The organism is Methanomassiliicoccus sp., from assembly GCA_012719175.1.
Lineage (GTDB): Archaea > Thermoplasmatota > Thermoplasmata > Methanomassiliicoccales > Methanomassiliicoccaceae > UBA6.
This window is the reverse complement of sequence record JAAYAX010000004.1, coordinates 541,702-559,433: the sequence shown is the minus strand read 5'-3', so window position 1 is coordinate 559,433 and position 17,732 is coordinate 541,702. Positions and strand designations below refer to the sequence as shown.

Annotated in this window: 15 protein-coding genes; 8 read left to right on the top strand and 7 right to left on the bottom strand. The window is 55.7% G+C overall.

The features are described from left to right. Window positions 1–174: 174 nt before the first annotated feature. From GXX95_03150 to GXX95_03130, 5 genes are all read left to right on the top strand, one after another. Window positions 175–924 carry a hypothetical protein gene (locus GXX95_03150; protein NLT37140.1) on the top strand — a complete coding sequence of 250 codons (750 nt, stop codon included), beginning with the start codon at window positions 175–177 and terminating at the stop codon, window positions 922–924. A 294-nt stretch (window positions 925–1,218) separates the two neighbouring features. Then, on the top strand, window positions 1,219–1,584 hold the full coding sequence (locus GXX95_03145; protein NLT37139.1) for a hypothetical protein: 366 nt from the start codon (window positions 1,219–1,221) through the stop codon (window positions 1,582–1,584). A gap of 95 nt (window positions 1,585–1,679) precedes the next feature. Beyond that, window positions 1,680–2,657 (top strand): hypothetical protein, encoded by a 978-nt coding sequence (locus GXX95_03140; GenBank protein ID NLT37138.1) that lies wholly within the window; start codon window positions 1,680–1,682, stop codon window positions 2,655–2,657. 134 nt (window positions 2,658–2,791) lie between these two features. Continuing rightward, the gene (locus tag GXX95_03135; protein NLT37137.1) at window positions 2,792–3,703 is read left to right on the top strand and encodes a glycosyltransferase family 2 protein; all 912 of its coding nucleotides are present in this window, start codon (window positions 2,792–2,794) and stop codon (window positions 3,701–3,703) included. Window positions 3,704–3,859: 156 nt separating this feature from the next. Next, a complete protein-coding gene (locus tag GXX95_03130; GenBank protein NLT37136.1) occupies window positions 3,860–4,090 on the top strand; it encodes a hypothetical protein in 231 nt (76 codons plus the stop codon). A 10-nt stretch (window positions 4,091–4,100) separates the two neighbouring features. Here the strand turns inward: GXX95_03130 and GXX95_03125 are convergent, their stop codons facing one another. From GXX95_03125 to GXX95_03095, 7 genes are all read right to left on the bottom strand, one after another. After that, window positions 4,101–5,831: a hypothetical protein gene (locus tag GXX95_03125; protein NLT37135.1), complete on the bottom strand. Its 1,731-nt coding sequence runs from the start codon at window positions 5,829–5,831 to the stop codon at window positions 4,101–4,103. A 310-nt stretch (window positions 5,832–6,141) separates the two neighbouring features. Continuing rightward, a complete protein-coding gene (locus tag GXX95_03120) occupies window positions 6,142–7,191 on the bottom strand; it encodes a radical SAM protein (GenBank protein ID NLT37134.1) in 1,050 nt (349 codons plus the stop codon). Between the two features lie 275 nt (window positions 7,192–7,466). Continuing rightward, window positions 7,467–9,173, bottom strand: coding sequence for a carbamoyltransferase (locus tag GXX95_03115; GenBank protein NLT37133.1), 1,707 nt, complete (start codon window positions 9,171–9,173; stop codon window positions 7,467–7,469). Window positions 9,174–9,327: 154 nt separating this feature from the next. Then, a complete protein-coding gene (locus GXX95_03110) occupies window positions 9,328–10,251 on the bottom strand; it encodes a Zn-dependent exopeptidase M28 (protein ID NLT37132.1) in 924 nt (307 codons plus the stop codon). Between the two features lie 90 nt (window positions 10,252–10,341). Next, entirely contained in the window at window positions 10,342–10,590 is a 249-nt protein-coding gene (locus tag GXX95_03105) for a hypothetical protein (protein ID NLT37131.1), read from the bottom strand. Window positions 10,591–10,627: 37 nt separating this feature from the next. Beyond that, a complete protein-coding gene (locus GXX95_03100) occupies window positions 10,628–10,912 on the bottom strand; it encodes a hypothetical protein (protein NLT37130.1) in 285 nt (94 codons plus the stop codon). A gap of 375 nt (window positions 10,913–11,287) precedes the next feature. After that, window positions 11,288–12,919 carry a hypothetical protein gene (locus tag GXX95_03095; protein ID NLT37129.1) on the bottom strand — a complete coding sequence of 544 codons (1,632 nt, stop codon included), beginning with the start codon at window positions 12,917–12,919 and terminating at the stop codon, window positions 11,288–11,290. 297 nt (window positions 12,920–13,216) lie between these two features. Between GXX95_03095 and GXX95_03090 the strand changes: the two genes are divergently transcribed. The 3 genes from GXX95_03090 (at window position 13,217) to GXX95_03080 (ending at window position 17,732) form a co-directional block, all read left to right on the top strand. Then, window positions 13,217–14,632, top strand: coding sequence for a phenylacetate--CoA ligase family protein (locus GXX95_03090; GenBank protein NLT37128.1), 1,416 nt, complete (start codon window positions 13,217–13,219; stop codon window positions 14,630–14,632). Window positions 14,633–14,773: 141 nt separating this feature from the next. Beyond that, the gene (locus GXX95_03085; GenBank protein NLT37127.1) at window positions 14,774–16,006 is read left to right on the top strand and encodes a glycosyltransferase; all 1,233 of its coding nucleotides are present in this window, start codon (window positions 14,774–14,776) and stop codon (window positions 16,004–16,006) included. Next, window positions 15,996–17,732: a hypothetical protein gene (locus GXX95_03080; protein ID NLT37126.1), complete on the top strand. Its 1,737-nt coding sequence runs from the start codon at window positions 15,996–15,998 to the stop codon at window positions 17,730–17,732. The genes GXX95_03085 and GXX95_03080 overlap by 11 nt, the downstream gene beginning before the upstream one ends.

The following is a 17,732-nucleotide window of genomic DNA, read 5'->3' as shown; positions in this document are numbered from 1 at the left end:
TGACATTTTAGAAATGCCCATTTTGGAAATTTGTTCACAAAATCATTCTCATAAGTCACTGTATCGTGGTTCTCCCACCCCTAGGCAGCACTCGTAATCCTAGGCGATTCCCTAATTACAAATAGGGAGCAGCTAGACTTCTATCTTTGATGGACCGCTCCGCGGAACATGATCATGCCTCTGGTGACCGATAAAAAAATATCAATGTTCAAGCTGCGCACAGTATGGTTCAGCGACAGGCCTTATGATGATGAGGGCATAGATAGCATCTGCCATCTCCACTGCATAGACGTGGTAGATGCCAAAGGGTTCTCTCGTGAAACACTGTCCACGCTGGTCCTGGACCTCTCCCATGGATTGGATCCAGTTTGGGAGAACATGGCCGGGGACTGCAGGAAGTTCATCCGGCGCTCGGAGAAAGAGGGTTTCACGGTCAACAGGAACGCGCATATTGTAGAGTTCATCCAGATGAATAAGGACTTCAGAAGATCCAAAAAGCTCGCCCCGTATAACTACTCTGAGGACTTCATCAGAGATCATGGGACATTGTTCACTGCCGAGCTAAATGGCCAGATACTCTGTGGCTATTTAGCGATACATGATGATAAGTACATGCGAGGCCTGCAGGCGGTCTCCCGAAGATTGGAGACTGATGAGAGCATTCAGAAGATGATCAGCTTCGGCAACCGACTGCTGGTCTGGGAGGCGATCAACTATGCATACAACAAGGGGTTGAGCAGCTTCGATCTGGGAGGATATTACTCGGACGCGCATCCAGACCCGGAGATGGAGAGGATTAACAGGTTCAAGAGAGGCTTTGGGGGCCAGGTCACCGCACGCCACTCCTACCTCAAGGACTACTCAGCGGTGTTAAAGGCCGGGAGGAGGACGGCAGGGCTATGGAACAAGATAACTCACCGCTAGGCTCAGAACACGTAAGGACGATGATCGAAGGGCCTGGTGTGTCACTCTTGAGCATATTATGACCTTCCATAGAGGAGGACCGATCAGACAAAGAATAATGTAAGTCCAAGTGGTGTATTGATAATGAGAGATACTATGGAGAAAAGATGGGAGGCCTGTAACTTCACTTTCTATAACGGCGTACGTTGCTCTTCACTCGCAAAGGGTCAGGTCATCCCTCCTGCCATGTTGAGATCAATAGCAGGTCATACAATAATGTTCCGATTGCCCTGGACTATGACTTTGTTCAGATCGATGTTACTTGCACGCCCCGGACCAGTCACTAAGTCAAAGGAGAAGGCTGTCATTATCGATCATGCAGACCTGGAGCCGGGTGACCTTGTCAGGGTAAGACCAGAGGACGAGATAAGGGCGACATTGGATAAGAATGGAAGGCTGCGCGGTCTGCTCCTGATGCCGGAGATGTACGACCTGTGCAACCAAGAGTTCCGTGTCCACAAGAAGGTGGAGCGGCTGCTTCTAGAGTCCACGGGGGAGATGAGGATTATGAGATCACCGACCTATTCCCTGGGCGGAGCGTACTGCGACGGTAGCAGGCACAATGGGTGCGACCGCTCGTGTTTCTTCCTATGGAAGAGGGAGTGGCTGGAAAAGATTTAGGTGGTCTTATTGGGCGTGATAAGTCCTTAATAGGTTGAGCCTCACATAGTTCAAACAGGTGCCGACTATTCTTTCGGAGGCCTCGCGGGACCACGATGAGTGATCTAACTGTGCTTATGGCTGTGACCATAGATACCGAGGTGGACAAGTCCCCCGACTGGACCAATCCGGGGACGGAGACCTATAGGTCGGTCCTTCACGGGATACCGAACCTGCTGACACCGTTGTTCGAAAAAGTAGGTGCCCGACCAACCTACCTTCTGAGCGATGAGGTGATCAGGCAGGAGGAGTGCGTGGAGGTACTGAGGCAAACCCCATCCTGCGAGCTGGGGACGCACCTTCACGGAGATGTGGTCGAGCCTCAGAGGACGCTCCTTGACGTTAAGAACCAGTACATTCGGGAGATGCAGTGCTCTTACAGCCGCGAGGTGGAGGGAGGCAAGCTGCGCAACCTCACCCAGCACTTCCAGAGAGCGTTCGGAACGTCGCCAATATCATTTCGGGCTGGCAGATTTGGAGCAGGACCTAACACCATAACCTTGCTCGAGGAGCTGGGCTACCTCGTGGACTCCAGTGTCACCCCCGGAATCTTGTGGAACTATAAGGAGGGGAGGGCGGACTTCCGTTCCGCGTGCGATCAGCCTTATCATCCGAGCTATGAGGACATCACCAAGAAGGGAGAAGCGGAAATCTTGGAGATACCGGTGTCCATCGTCCCCTACCCCTACCAAAGGCTCTTGGACCAGCTCAGCCGGAGGATGAAGGGCTCCCTATGCTCGCTACCGGACATGCTATACTGCGTCTGGATCTCCCCATCAACCAGCGATTTTGTGCGAATGATGTACGGCATCAACCACATAATGAGGAGAGGGGGCGAGAACACCACCGTGGTCGTGAACCTGATGTTCCATAGCATGGAGATAATACCTGGCGCAAGTCCTGCATCCAGGACCGAAGAGAGGGCCAGGGCGATCCTCGAGAGACTAAGGAGGGTACTGGAACTAGGCAAGCAGAAAGGGTTCGAATTCGTCACCCTGAGAGAAACCATACCCTTCTTTGATAGAAAAAAATGAATTTTCCAGGGCAAGCGGCTTCCAACAATGAAACCCCTTCTCGTTCCTGGCCCGGATATTTAGTCAGGGGAACGAGAATACGGAAGGGTGAGTGAACGTGCTTATAAATAACTAGATTGGGAAATACAATATTGATGCTAGGAGGACATGGAACACCCCGCTACGTTCTGATAACTCCTCTGAGAAATGAATGTCATAACATCATTCGCCTGAAGGACACGGTTATGGCTCAGACGGTGAGGCCGGTATCGTGGGTGGTGGCCGTGGACTCCAATAGCACTGATGGCAGTTACGAAAGTGCGCAAACCCTGCTGGGCTCTGAGGAATGGATAGAGGTCGTGGAGAGCTCCACCCCTGCTTCTGAGGGTTACGGCCCCCAGAGCTTTGCTAGGACGGTGAACGCTGCCCTTGACAGAGCGATGACCTATGACGTTGAATATATTGGAAAGACCGATGCCCACGTTGCGCTGGACCACAACTACTTCGAGATACTGATCAGCGAGATGCAGCGGGATAATAATCTTGCGATCTGCTGCGGTATCCAGAACATGGAAATCCGTAGCCATCGCTACTCGATCTCCAGTGGCAGGGATGATCCCCTGGTGGGATTTAATGATATTAGGTTGTACCGTAGGAGCTTCCTTCGGGACGTCGGTGGCTACCCGATCTGTTATCAACCTGATACGGTGCTGCTGGTCAAGGCCATAGTCAGGGGAATGAGGACCCAAGTGTTCCCCCAGGTTTCCTTCACCACGAAGCGGCAGGGGGGGACCAAGATTGGTCAATGGAAGGGCAACATGCAGAGGGGCCGGGGTCTATATTCAATAGGTTACCCTCCCCTGTACGCGCTGCTCTTCTCCCTCTACTACTCTAGGTTTCCTCCTCACTATCAGTACCTCGCCATGATTACCGGATACCTATCGGGTGTTTTAGATAAGGAGAAAATTAAGGACCAGGAGGTAGTGGAATATCTTTCGAGGAGGGATCTCATCACGACCTTGAGGTCGGTCTTTGAAGGAAATAGGATCAAAGGTGAACTACTTTAAAACGCTCAGGGATCGAAGGCTAGTGGGGATCGGGATTGGCCGATGGCAGGACCTTGGGATGATAAAATAAATAACAAAATATGAAAAACGTATTAATCGACATAGTAAAATGTATGTTGCGCTAGATATAGAAATCATGCATTTCGGTGGATGAACATGGACCATCTCGGCCTGGACCTTCAGGATATAGATATTTCTCTATGGGGGAGCGATCTTATTTTGTTCATAGGCCTTTTACTAGCAATATTCCTCTCGATATACTCCATGCTAGTGGTGAATAAGGAAGGCCCAGAGAAATTGAGAAAGGCTTTGTTATATGCCATCGTCCCCCTGCTCGCCATATTCCTCGCCGTGGTCATGCTCAAAGTGTTGGCTCAGATACAGTGACAGGGCCACTTTACTGATAGATCCACGAGTTCTCGTTGGAATAAATCTTGCTGGCATCGTGGAGGTACGATCGAAGACGATCATCAGGATATACTGTCTCCAGAAGTTGTCCAGCTCCATAAAGCGGTATTATGAACCCGTTCTGGAGGTCGTTATCGCTGATGATAATGCTGAGACCCTCATAAGATAAAGGAACCTCAGGATTTATCCAACTGTGCGGCCCTAGCCACGTGTTGTAGATCGAAATAGCATTGGAGTACCATGAGCTCGAAGCCACCTTTTCGTAATGTTGCGCGTTCATGAAGCCCGCTCCCGTGATCTCGGTCATCCTGGCCGCGGGGTCGTTAGATAGGCTGGAAGAGAATACCTTGGTACTGGGATTGGCCATCGGACTTGTGACCATCAGCATCAGCATGAGCGAGATCATCGCCACCAGGCCTGAACGTACCAGTACTTTCCTCCGTCCCCTTCTAACAATAAAAATCACTGCTAATGATGCGGTCATGCTGGCCAGGATCTCCACGAGAACGAACCATCTGTTGGGCAACCCGTCAGGATAAACAATGGTGAGCACAAAGGGAATGGGGATTATCACCAACGCGATGCTTGACAGTATAACGCTGAAGTCATCGATCAGCCCCTCCTTGTTCCGGGAGGTTGCATTCGTCCGGAGGATCATGAAGGCCCCGATTATGCCAAGTGCGATCAGGATCGCTAGTCCCAGGTCGTTCATGAGCATATCCGCCCAATTGACTTGCTGTGATAACGTGGCCTTGTCGATCCCGCTCACGTCAACGGTGAACAAGGAGTCGAAGAATGAATTGGTGACCAATGAGAAGAGATCACCTCCTTCCACCAGGGGCCTTGTCCACATAATGATGGTCATCACCATAATTAAAAGCCCTATGGGGTAAGCCCACCGGATCGACTTAACTCTGAGCGCCTTCTGCATGGTCACGATGATAGCCATGATGACCACGATGAAGAAGGAGCTCAGAGGATGGACCAGCACAGTGGCGATAAGGCCTATGATGAGGCATAAGAATATCTCCGGGTTCTTTTCCGTAGGGTAGAGCATGATGAATAGAGTGAGTATGATAAGTATGGCGCTGAACGCTCCAGGGAAGAAGGTGAACTTCGGACCGAACAGGTTAGGGGCCATCGATAGGAATAGGGCGGCAAGGAGCCCAGCGGTGGGGCCGAAGAAGCGCCTCATCAGAAGAAAGGGAAAGATCAGGAAGAGTATCTGCACCAGGGCCAAAATGATCTGAGATTCTCTTATGGACAGTCCGACAATGGAGATGGCGTCCACGAAAAGTATCTGATAGAACGGATAGTGGTTGTAATGACCGAACCAGGAGTTGAAGTTACCATTGCTCAGAATGCTATTGATGAAGCCGATATGGTACGCGGAGTCTCCCCCCTGGTATCCGGGGTATAGCAATAGGAAGGAGCAGCTCACCACGAATGACAAGATAGCTATCTCGAAGAGCACGAAGTACTGTCCTTTCGTGCTCTCCTCAAGCAGGAACAGTATCTGGATGGCGATGAGCGCCAGGCAGGCACCGACGATAAGGAAGAACGAAATGGATAAGACTTGACGTGATCGGTCATCGGCAAAGACCAATATCGCCGCGGTCAGGAAGATGAAGAACAATGTTCCCGTGGTCATCATCCGTACCTTGCTCGATCTCAATGGTTTTGATACATGCTGCGAGTAATTCTTTGAGACTGACACCATCGATAGGACCACCCCAAAGAGAAAAGCGAGGGCGAAGGCCTCCCTGTGCGCCCCCATTAAAAACGAAAAGAGAAACGCACTCAGCCCCCCCAGCACATACACTAGGGTCAGTAACCTGGTCGTGATCCTCAGTCTGCTCTCTAACAAACTAGATTGCCTCCAGTCCTACTATGTTCGGCGATGCAGGGAATGATAGTAGATTCTCTGATTCGATCTATGTTGTCCTCCGAAGCATAACTAACTAGTACAACTCATTCCAGCCCAAGATGATATAACTTCGTTGTAGACGAACGCTCTAGGATATTTGAGATCATTGAAACCTCCTTATCAACGGGGAGTAGATCAGGCAGCTGCGACACATGTCGTTGGAATCATGCCCATAGGTAGATCTCCTCACCTTCTTGGTAAATTCCGATCTCCATATCTCCGGAAGCGATCCCTCCATTATGTTGCCGATCCTCAGATCATCCATCCTTCCCTTTTCGCCGTAGTTGCAGTTGCATAATCGCAGATCCCCCTTAGCCAGTACGCCCAGGTTGAACGTAAGGAAGCATGGCGACGTGCTCACCCGTATCCTGGGGCTGAAGCCGCAGTGCTCAGGCAGGCCCTCCTCTTCGACCTGGCCTATCCAGTCCGTATATAGCCTCAGGAAATTGACCGTGACCTTCCCTTTGCTCTCCTTCACCAAGGGTAGGACCTTGGTATTGAAGTCTGACGTATCTAGGACGTCCAGAACTCCCCTGACCTCGATCTGAACATCCAAGTGATTTCCGGTTTCGATATTCCTCTTGAGCAGCTTCACCAGGCCGGAGAGGAACTCATCGTAACGCTTCACCCCCATGTACCGCTCGTAAGCCTCCTTCTCGAACCCGGCTGTACTTACCAGGATCCGGGTAACCCCCGATTCTATGAGGGAATCGACGATATGGTCCTTTGCCATCCTGATGCCATTTGTCGTCAGGGTCACCGATTCGAAACCACCGAGGGAGCGGAGATATGAGGTCTTTTCGAAGAACAAAGGATCGAGCAAGGGCTCGCCGGTCATCGCGTTCAGCCATATCCTGGTACCGCCCATATCATGGTACTCACTCGCTGCCTTTCGGAACACCTCGTCGCTCATCATGTTCCTCGGCGTAGTCTTACGATGGCAGCAAAAGGTGCAGTTGGCATCGCAAAACTCCGATAGGGTGAATGCCAAGTTCATGGGAGGCTCGTCCTCCAGCAGCTTCCACGGTAGAGGCTTCAAGGCTCTGAGGTTGCCATAGAGGCCGGATCCAAACTGTGCGACGCTCAATGGACAGCCGAGCTTTAGCCTTCTGGGCCACTTGACGATCTCCCGCACATCTTTGGAAGGACGCATATGATTAATGATGCCAATCAGCGAGTAATTATTGTTTCGAGAACAACCGTAACCGTATGGGAGGATCGACGTTTACTATACAATTGATAAATCAAAGATCGATTTGGGGCCGGGGGATGGAGTTGCACCATCGAACATGGACTTGCGGTCCACTCCATTCATGCTCTGGTGTTCCGGCATGATGTCTCTAACTACTAACCCGCTCTGATGGAACATACAGAAAAAGAAAGCACAGGGCCATGGAACGCCATGGTCCCCCTTCGTTCGATCGTCCCTCATCCGGAGTTGTTCTTGCTGACGACGTAGTTACCCAGCACCAGGTGGTCGAGGCCGGTGGTGTAGAAGCAGCGGATGGCGTCCATGGGCGACTCCACGATGGGCTCGCCCATCACGTTAAAGGAGGTGTTCAGCAGCACCGGGACGCCGCTTACCTTCTCGAACTCCTTCAGTAGCTGGTGGAACCGCGGGTTCGTCTCCCTGTGGATGGTCTGCAGGCGCGCCGTGCCGTCGACGTGCGTCACCGCCGGGATCATACTCTGTTTCTCAGGCAGCACCATGCACACCTTGAGCATGAACGGGTCGGCCACGTTCTGCTCGAAGAAGCGGGGCGTGTCCTCGATGGGACAGGAGGGGGCGAACGGTCGGAACGCCTCACGATGCTTCACCTGAGCGTTGATCTTGTCCTTCATACCTGGTAGCGTCGGGTCCGCAAGGATGCTGCGGTTGCCCAGTGCGCGGGGACCGATCTCCATGCGGCCCTGGAACCACCCCAGGATGTCGCCTCGGTGCAGCAGCATCGCCGCCTCCCTCTCCAGCTCCCCGTCCGGAAGCTGGCGGTACGCGAGCTTGCACTCCTCGAGCAGGCGCCTGAGAGCATCGTTCCCATACTCGGTCCCGACATATGGATCGTCGTGCACGTAGTTGCGCGGCTGACCCAGCACGCTGTTGTACACGTAGTACGCGGCCCCGATGGCCGTGCCGTTGTCCCCGGCCGCCGGCATCACGTACAGGTCCTTGAAGCCGCTCTCCCTGACCAGCCGGCCGTTGGCCACGCTGTTGAGGGCCACCCCTCCGGAGATGACCAGGTAGTCCTCCTTGGTGCGCTCGTGCAGCAGGCGCGCCATCTTCAGTATGCACTCCTCCAGCTGCTTCTGGAACGCCGCCGCCACGTCCAGGTGGTTCTGCTCGAACTTGGCCGTCTTCACCGCCGGCCGGGGCTGACCGAAGGTCTGGACGAACTTCTCGTTGCACCGTGGAGCGCCGTAGGTGTGGCCGAAGTAGGAGAGGTCCACGCCCACGGACATGTCGTCGTTTACCCAGAACATCTTCTCCACCACGCTCCCATAGGTCCGGGGATCGCCAAGCGGCGCCAGGCCCATGGTCTTACCCTCGTCGTAGTTGCGCTTGAAGCCGCAGAACTCCGTGGCCGCCTCGTACACCATTCCGAGCGAGTAGGGGTAGTAGTCCTGGGACAGGCACTGGAACGTGTTCTCCTTGCCCACGCCCTTGAAGATGGTGGCCAGTTCTCCCGATCCATCGATGGACAGCACCGCGGCGCTCTCGTACGGGCTGACTAAGAACGTGCCCACGGCGTGCGAGGTGTGGTGGGGGACGAAATGCACCTGCGGCCTTTTCGCACCATCGTACGTCCTGCTGAGCCAAGACCTGAGGATGCCTTTCTTCGACCACGCTACCTCGGTCTCGATCTTGAAGAAGTTGAACATGCTGCGGCCCTGCCTCAGCCCATAGGTGAACTTCTTGCCGCGGTCCAACCCCGGTTGGATGGATATGGCGATGTGGTCGATGTCCCCAGCCTGGAGGCCGGCGATCTGGAGGCAGCGCGCGATCGCCCTCTCGGGGAAGGCGTCAGTATGCTTCTGCCGCGTCAGCCTCTCCTCCTCTATGGCCACCACGAGCTTGCCGTCACTGACCACGCATGCCGACGAGTCATGGAAATAGTAATTGATGCCGAGAATGTTCATATCCATCCATCCTACGCAAGAATATGTTTATAATAATTTAACAGTTAGTATTTATTTCTATGGGCGATAGCGCTCTATCATGGCCAGCGTCCTACATTTCATCGCTGTCTTGTGAGTTCGCAACATCCCAGTTCCTCTGCCAACGTCTAAGCCCCTACTCATCCGCCATGGCATGAACGCCCGCCAGGTGTGCCATCGCCGACATACCCAGCTGGCCGTTCCTCTTGGCGAACAGCGTCGAGACCTGGTCCACGGTGTCGTTCGCGGTGTGTGCCGGGCCATGCTCCGGCTGATGCGTCATGACCGCGGGATAACCCTCCGCCCAGAACGCCCGATGATCGCTGCCGCAGGTGTGGACATTGTACGTCAGTTTCAATCCTATCTTGTAGAGCTGGTTGCTCTCGCTCATGAGGCCAGCGACGCATCGCGTGCTTTCTTCGAACATTATATCCAGCACCATGGAGCCGTCGGGATCGTAGCAGGCGGAGTCGAAGTTGAGGTACAGCGCTATGTCCAGGCCGCTCGCCTTGGCCTCCTGCACGTAGACTTTGCTGCCCATGACCTCCGCGCCCCCCTCCTCAGCGTTCCACAGTGCGAACACCACGGTGTGGTCGAAAATGTACTGGCTCATGACCCGGGCCAGCTCCAGGACGATGGCCGCACCCCCGCCGTTATCAGTGGCCCCCGGGGCGTATCCAGGGTCCTCGGAGCTCTCGCTGTCGTAGTGCGCTCCAATGACGAACAGCTTGGTCGAAGCATCGTCCGTACCCGGCAGGGTGGCGATTACATTGCGGTAGGCCCCTCCCTGAAATTCCACCTGCAGCCCCGGGATGCTGCTCATCCTCTCAAAGAGGTAAACGGAGGCCAGCTCGTTTCCCGAGTATCCGTAGTAGCGGGACGTGAAGTTCTGCAGGTCGTAGATGGTGCTGTATATCTCGCCCTCATCGATCTTCAGGACCATGTCGGCGACAAGGGGGTCGTAACCCGGCCGGTCACATTCCTTGGTCAGTAACACAGCGGCAGAACCGGTGGCGAGGAGGACAACGACCATGCCTATGGCGGCGTACTTCGTTCTCATAAACCTTCGTAACAATGGTCCATGATGGTAATATCACTTGGCAATTCTTCATCACCTTCGGCTACGCTTCGATGCGGAGGATCACCAGTACTAGCTTGACCGCCACCACCACGCCAGGTACGCGAACATGCTCACGAAGCTGAGGAAGAACGTGGCCATGCCTGTAGTGACCGCGCTTAAGTACGAGATGTCACCGAACAACGGGGTATGCAGATCACAGGCGCAGCCGCCGGACAGGATCCACGCCACGATGATGCACCATGACAGCAGGCTGAGAAGCCATACCGCGAGGACGGCACGACCCCACACAGTCGATCTACTGACGATATCTGCGTTCAATCGCCAACCTCCATACAACGCGCGTTCAAGACGACGATCATGGCATCGGCCCCCCAGGTCCAGAGGTGGACCGTCCATCGCTCTGCGACCTCCATAGTACAAGGTAGATGACGACGCACGCTGCGCAGAGGGCAAGGCTCAGGACACCCACGGCCAGGAACGTGAGCTGGGGTATCTCGAAGAAGAAGGGATCGTCCAGACCCGCCCAGGCGCTGGTGAGGGTGATCCTGGCGACCACGTACATCAACAGGAGCGCGGAGTGGAACCCAGTGGCCATCACCAGTGCCCTCAGGGTACGGTTCACCACGCTGTCCGCCCCCATGATCCGCACGCCCGGATCGAATGGATAGCTCGAGAGGGATCGATATGATGATCTGAACAGGAAGAACGGTCCCGACCCCCTTCTGGCCGCACGATGCCACGCAGCTCCATCATAGTTGCATGTTCTATAATGAGGTCACCTCAAGGGGAATTGTGGGGCCGGGGGATGGAGTTGCACCATCGAACATGGACTTGCGGTCCACTCCATTAATGCTCTGGCACCCCGGCATATCGTCCGGAACGAGGCATGTCCGCGGCCGCGCCAAGGACCCCTTCCGACCGAACGGACGCTATTATAGGGGGAACCACTAATTAATATTTTGTATGTATTATTTATAATTGGAACGCTGGACGAGAACGGTGACGCCCTCGCGGCCTAACGGCCGGGGCGCAGACGCCTCCTCATGAAGAAGGTGTCCACCGCTGTGAACCCCCTCATGTGGCTGAAGGTGTGGACCCGGGTGGCGTTCTCGAAGTGGCTAGGCTCGATCCGGTTGCTCAACGATTCGCGGTAGTTCCTCTCGTTCAGCTCCACCACCCGATTGATGTTGACCGCGTGACCGTAGCAGATGGAGCAGTCCTGAGACGGACGGTATAGGACGCCGTCGCGCTCGCAGAACGGTCCCGCCGGCCGGGCGGTGCGCACGTCCGAGACCACCGGGTTCATCGGATGCGGGACCCACTCATCAGAAAGCAGGTCTTGAGAGTGGAAGATGAACAGCTCATCGTCCACAGGCGCCCCGGGGTTCTCCATCATATTGGTGAACATCCACCACAGCCCGTCCCTCCTGACCAGGGTGGTGTCATGAGCGTGCACGTCCTTCATGAAGTCCATGACATGCTCCCACCGGTAGGGGAACTCCACCGCCTCGTACAGCTCGATGGTGTGCGCGCCCGAGGACTCAGGGACCATGTAGTGCCTGCCGTCGTGCTGGAAAATGAAGGGGTAGGAGAGGTGGTACGGTCGCTTCAGCACCGGGACCGGAGCCTGGTATCTTCCTTCGGAATCCACCTTGATCACCGATATGTGCCCAAGGTTCCTGCTCCTGGGCAGTGTGAGCTCCTCAATGAAGATGTAGAAGTCGTCATCCTGCTTGGTGACGATAGGGTCCGCCCACCACAGGTGCTTCGGCGGTATCAGGGTGGTGAACCCCTCGAAGGATTCCGGGATATCATCGCCGAGCCGGTAACGGACCGCTATCTGCTCCTCGTATATGATGGAGGACGTGATGTTCCTGGCGTTCATCGGGGCCAGACGCGCGAAGTAGCGGAGGATGTCCCAGTTCCCGGGCGCGGGGCGGGAGGGGACCGCCCCATCGATTAGAGGGATCAGCTCGTCCGATGTGATCGCGTCCTCCCCCCGATGGTACAGACCTTCCACCGACCGCGGTAGGAAGGAGATGCCCTTGTGGTATACTTGCTCCCGATTCCTCTTCTCCGACCAGGTTATGGTGTGGGAGAAGGAGCGGTAGATCACAGTCGCCACCCCGTCCTTGACCCTCGTGACGTGGGAGCCGGTGACGGGGACGCGGTCGACGGTCTCCCAGAATCCCGTGTACCTGCCGTCATAGCACCCCCCATCGCATGGCTGGAACGACAGCGTCCCATAACGGGAGCACTCCGACATCTCCTTGAGTGGGGTCACCCCGCCGATATCCAGGATGACATCGAGGTCCTGGCCCTTTATAGCCGACATATCAAGCTCGGTGAGGGACCGGGGAGTGTCCTCCCTGCGGCCCAGGCGCATCCTGCTTACCTTTTCCAGGTCCGGGGGGATCCCCACATCGAGAATGGGGTCCTGCCCGCCCCTGTGCCTTGACTGGTCGTACCAGGTGTAGATGCGGTAGAGGGGGGAGCCGCGGAAGGAACGTTCCTCATGGTCCAGAAACGGCCCATGGTCCTGGATCAACAAGGCGACTTCAGCCTGCTGCGACGCCCGTATCCTCTCGATGGCCATCGCGGCCCAGTAGGGAACGACATCGCGCTCCAGAAGCAGCCCTATCCTCAACCTGGACCCTATCTATATCCCACCAGCGTTCATAACGAATATTTAGCATGATATTAAATTCAAATGGTCAGTATTCTTTAATATTGATAGTGATCAAATATTTCTGAATGCCGAGTCCTCCGCTCCGTACCAGGCATGTCACGCAGATGGAACATTTGTCCATTTTTAATGAGATGGTATCGATAACAGAGCCTTCAGGTACATGCCTCGGTGATTATTGCTCCCCAGCTTTGTCATGGAAAGTATAGTAGTAGGCAGCGTGATACCGCGGTGGAACAAGACGGGAAAGGTTGGAGGATGTCATCCTACAGTTCGAGCATAAGGTTGTACAAGAGGATGCCGCCGGCGGTGAAAAGGACCATCGGTATGGCCCTAAGACCGGTCCCCCGGAGGGTCCTCTTGGGCAGAGGCTTCCAGGACAAGTTAAAGTTCCTCATGGGGTCCGACACATGGTCCCTGGAGGAGCTGGAGGCGTTCCAGCTGAAGCGACTGAAGGCGCTGGTGGAGCACGCCTATAGGAACGTCCCATACTACCACGACCTGTTCACCAGGGAGGGGGTTCACCCCTCCGACGTAAACTCCCTGTCATCGCTGAGGCGCATACCCCACCTGGACCGGGAGACCATCACGAGAAGGTACGCCGATTTGACATCGTCCGATGCTGCGGAACACCTGCCAGGGAAAGCCTCCACCTCCGGGACCAGCGGCAGGCCCCTCCGGTTCCTCCTGGACCAGCAGAACCGGGAGATGGAGTACGCCTCGGTGTGGAGGAGCTACGCATGGGGCGGGCTCGAGGGCCTGGACGCCCGCATGGCCAGCTTCCGAGGGGACTTCGTAGATGACCAGGACGGCCCCCTCTGGCGCTGGGACCCCAAGCTGGGAGAGCTGTCCTTCAACACCTACAGGTTGGACCAGGGGAGCATCGGGAGGATGCTCGACAAGCTGAACCGCTACCGGCCTCAGGGGGTCAGGGGGTATCCTCACTGCCTCTATGTCTTCAGTAAGGCCATGGAACGGTCAGGAAGGAACCTGGAGTTCACCCCTATCCTGGTGCACACCTCCTCAGAGCAGCTGCCCCAGTACATGAGGGACACCATCGAGAGGGCCTTCGGGACGAAGGTCTTGGACTGGTACGCCCAGTCCGAGTACGTGGTCTCCATCGGCCAGTGCCGGGAGGGCCGGTACCACCAGGTGATGGAGACGGGCATCATGAGGGTGGAGGAGGACGCCTGGGGGCAGGAGAGCATCATCGGCACCGGGCTGTGGAACTACTCCATGCCGTTCATCAACTACGAGACCGGGGACGTGGCGATGCTGGACGATGCGGAATGCCCCTGTGGACGGCATCACTTGGCCGTGAAGGCGATCGAGGGGCGGTCGACCGACTTTGTGATCGCCAGGGGCAAGACCATCTCCGGAATGGTAGTGGAGAATCACTATGACAAGAACATTCTCCCCCATCTCAAGGGAGTTCCCGACTTCTTCAGGCTGGTCCAGGAGAGCAGGGATGCATACACCATCGAGTTGTTCCGTAGGGAGGGGATGACCGAGGAGGACACTGCTCTGATCAGCACTGCCTTCAGGGCGATACTGGGAGAGGACGCCGAGGTGAAGGTGAGGTTCCTGGACTCCTTCCCCGGGCAGAGGAAATGGAAGCTCGTGGAGTCCAGACTGACCTCGGGCACTATAGCCAAGCTCCTGGACGAGGAGTGAAGGGTGACGAGGCGACCAGGCGCCGATACTGTGGTCGCAAATTTAAATAGATGACAACGGCTGACAACCACAGAAGGTACCGATGCATGCTGGGGAAGCGGGATGGTGTAGTCATGATGCCGAGGCGGTCAGGGTGCTAGAATGAGGATGCTCCTCATCCTAACAAACCTCTACGATCCGTCCATGCCCAGCTGGCCGGAGGTCATGAGCGTGTACGGGAAGCACCTCCCGGCCCGGGGGCACAAGATCGACTGGGTGATGCCAGAGCGCGCCCCCATGTTTGGACCGGTGAGGAAGACCTCGTTCCACAGCTGCACCTTGTTCCTCATCCCTTTCAGCAGGAGCAGCAATCCCGTTGTGTTCCTGGTCTCATCCATGGTCTACCAGCTGAGGCTCCTCTTGCTGATGTCCTCCCAGTTAAGGGGCAAGGAGTACGACATCGTGCAGGTCAGGGACGACGAGCTGTCCGCCATGAACGCCTTGCTGCAAAAGAGACTGAACGGTGTAGCTCTGGCGTACAACAAGTCCTACCCACACTATGCCGATGCCCTGAACCAACGCCAATACTTTGGCATGAGCTCCGTGAAGCTGCTCTACTACAGGCTCATGCAGTTCTTGCTGGTCAACATCATATTGAGGGGGGCGGACATCGTCCTGCCTATCAGCATGGAGATGCTGGAAGAGTTCAAGGCTGCGGGCATACCCGAGGAAAAGATGCACCCCCTGCCACTGGGCGCCGACACCGATGTCTTCAACGAGGGGCACACCGGCAGGGGCTTGAGGGAGAGGTACGGCATCCCCTCCGGGGACCTGGTGCTCATCTACGTAGGCTCGATGGCCAGGATGAGGGGGCTGGACATCCTCATCAGCTCCTTCAAGGAGGTTGCCCAGCGGCACTCTCGCGTGAGGATGATGCTGGTGGGGGACGGGGAGGCGCTCGAGGACCTCAGGAGACAGGCGAAGGAGTACGGGCTGGACGACAGGGTGACCTTCACGGGCAGGGTCCCCTACGGGGAGGTTCCGGACCACATCGCCGCGGCGGACGTGGGGCTGTCGATCATCAGGCCTCTGAACTGCTACCGCGTGAGCTCGCCCTGCAAGGTCTTCGAGTACATGGCCATGGGAAGACCGGTAATAGCCAACGTAGAGCTGCCCGAGCACCGCCGGGTGGTGTCCGCCGCCGGGTGCGGGGTCCTGACAGAGTACTCGGTCCAAGGCATCGCCGGGGCGATGGAGAGGATGATTACCATCCACGATAATCAAAAAAACCTGTTTATAAATATGGGGGGCGGTGGCCGTTCCTGGGTCATGACCAACAGGACCTTCGAGATCATTTCCAAGGAGATCGAAAAGGCGTACGGCGATGCGGTTTGACATGAGGGCTTTTGGGCATCGTGAGGCACAGGGACCGAAGGTCTCGTCACGCTACAGGAAGGTCCTATGGATCCTTCTCTTCGTCGTACTGGACCTCCTCATCCTGACGATACACTCCTCATACCCCATACGCCTCTCGGACGAAGTGGCGGTGTACTTCCAGATCCCCGTCCTCTTCTGGGCGCTCATCCTGACCCTGACCGTCCTGTGGTGGCTTCTTTTCTCCAGGGCCAGATCACCGTTCCAAATAATGCTCGGGGTGGCACTGTTCTATTTCATACTGTACTCCCCCAACCTCTTCTTCATATCGCCCTACCAGCAGACGGACAAGTCCATCTCCACGTTCATATCCATAATTGCGGACTCATCCCACATCGACGAGTCGGCCATCACCATGAACGACTATTTCGAATGGCCCATCTTCTTCGTTTTCTCAAAGACGCTCATCAATATCACCGGGGTCTCCATCAGCCAGCTCCTACACGTGGGCATACTCTCCTTCAACATGATGGTGCCCCTGTTCCTGCTCCTCTATTTCAAGAAGAGCGGGGAGAACGGAGAGCACCAGTACTCGATCATTCCGCCGATCGTCTACATCCTCATCGCGTACATGTTCATCGTGAACCAGTTCGCACCTCAGACCATGGCGCTGGTCCTCTTCTTCCTGGTCATGGGGCTGTACGTTAAGCTCATGGACCTGAACACCAGGGAGACGTCGACGTACCTGTTCCTATTCATTATAGCGTACTTTACCCTCACGTTCACCCATCCGTTCTTCTTCATCTTCGCCCTGGCCCCCATCATGGGGGATTTCCTCTCCAAGGCCATAAGGAACCGGAGGGTCCCCGGTCATGTAACCTCCATCGACAGTCGGGCGATGGTCAACATCATCATGCTGTTGATCGTGATCTATATCTCCGGCTTCCTTTACCAGTTCTTCTCCATTGAGAACAGCGTGCAGCTGCTAATTGATATCATAGGTACGACCGGAGGGGAGACCTGGGATTCGCTGTTCTCCGCCGTGGGGGGGTCGTCCTCCACCTCCTTCTACCCCCTGTTCTTCCCTTCTCTATCACAGTACTATAATATCTTCTCCTGGGGGACGAAGCTGTGCCTGGTCACCTTCGCCCTCCTTTTCCTCTACCTCATGGTCCGGTACCCACGCGCTCGTAAAGAGGTCAAATCCCTGGACATATGGCTTATCCTGTGGTCGGGATTCCTGTATGTCGTAGGACTCTTCTCCATCTTCCTGGGCCAGAGGTCGGTGCAGGTCATGGTGATGCCCGTCTCCAAGGCCTTCTCGGCCCCGGAGCTGAGGACCAGGCTCGTGGGCGCGGTGCTTGCTCTGCTCGTGATCTGTGCCCCTGTGGTACTGCTCTCGAACAACATCGTGAACCAGTCCATGTCCGGGGCGCCGTTCATGGACGACGTTCGGTCCAACACCGTCGGCAGGTTCGCCGACACCACGGTCCCGTCGGCAGACAACGTGCTCCTGGCCGAGAGCCTGTATCCGGTCAGCAACGCTCCCTACGGCTTCTACCGCTTCACTGAGATAGATGAGATCGATAATACCTCCACCTTCGAGGACATGAACCTGATGATCTACACCCCCAAGCTCAACATGCAGATCGAGGGTTACGGCACGGAGTACATGGCCATGGAGAGAAACCCCTCGCTGAGCAAGGTCTACACGATGGTCAGCTCCACCATATTGTACAGGGGATGA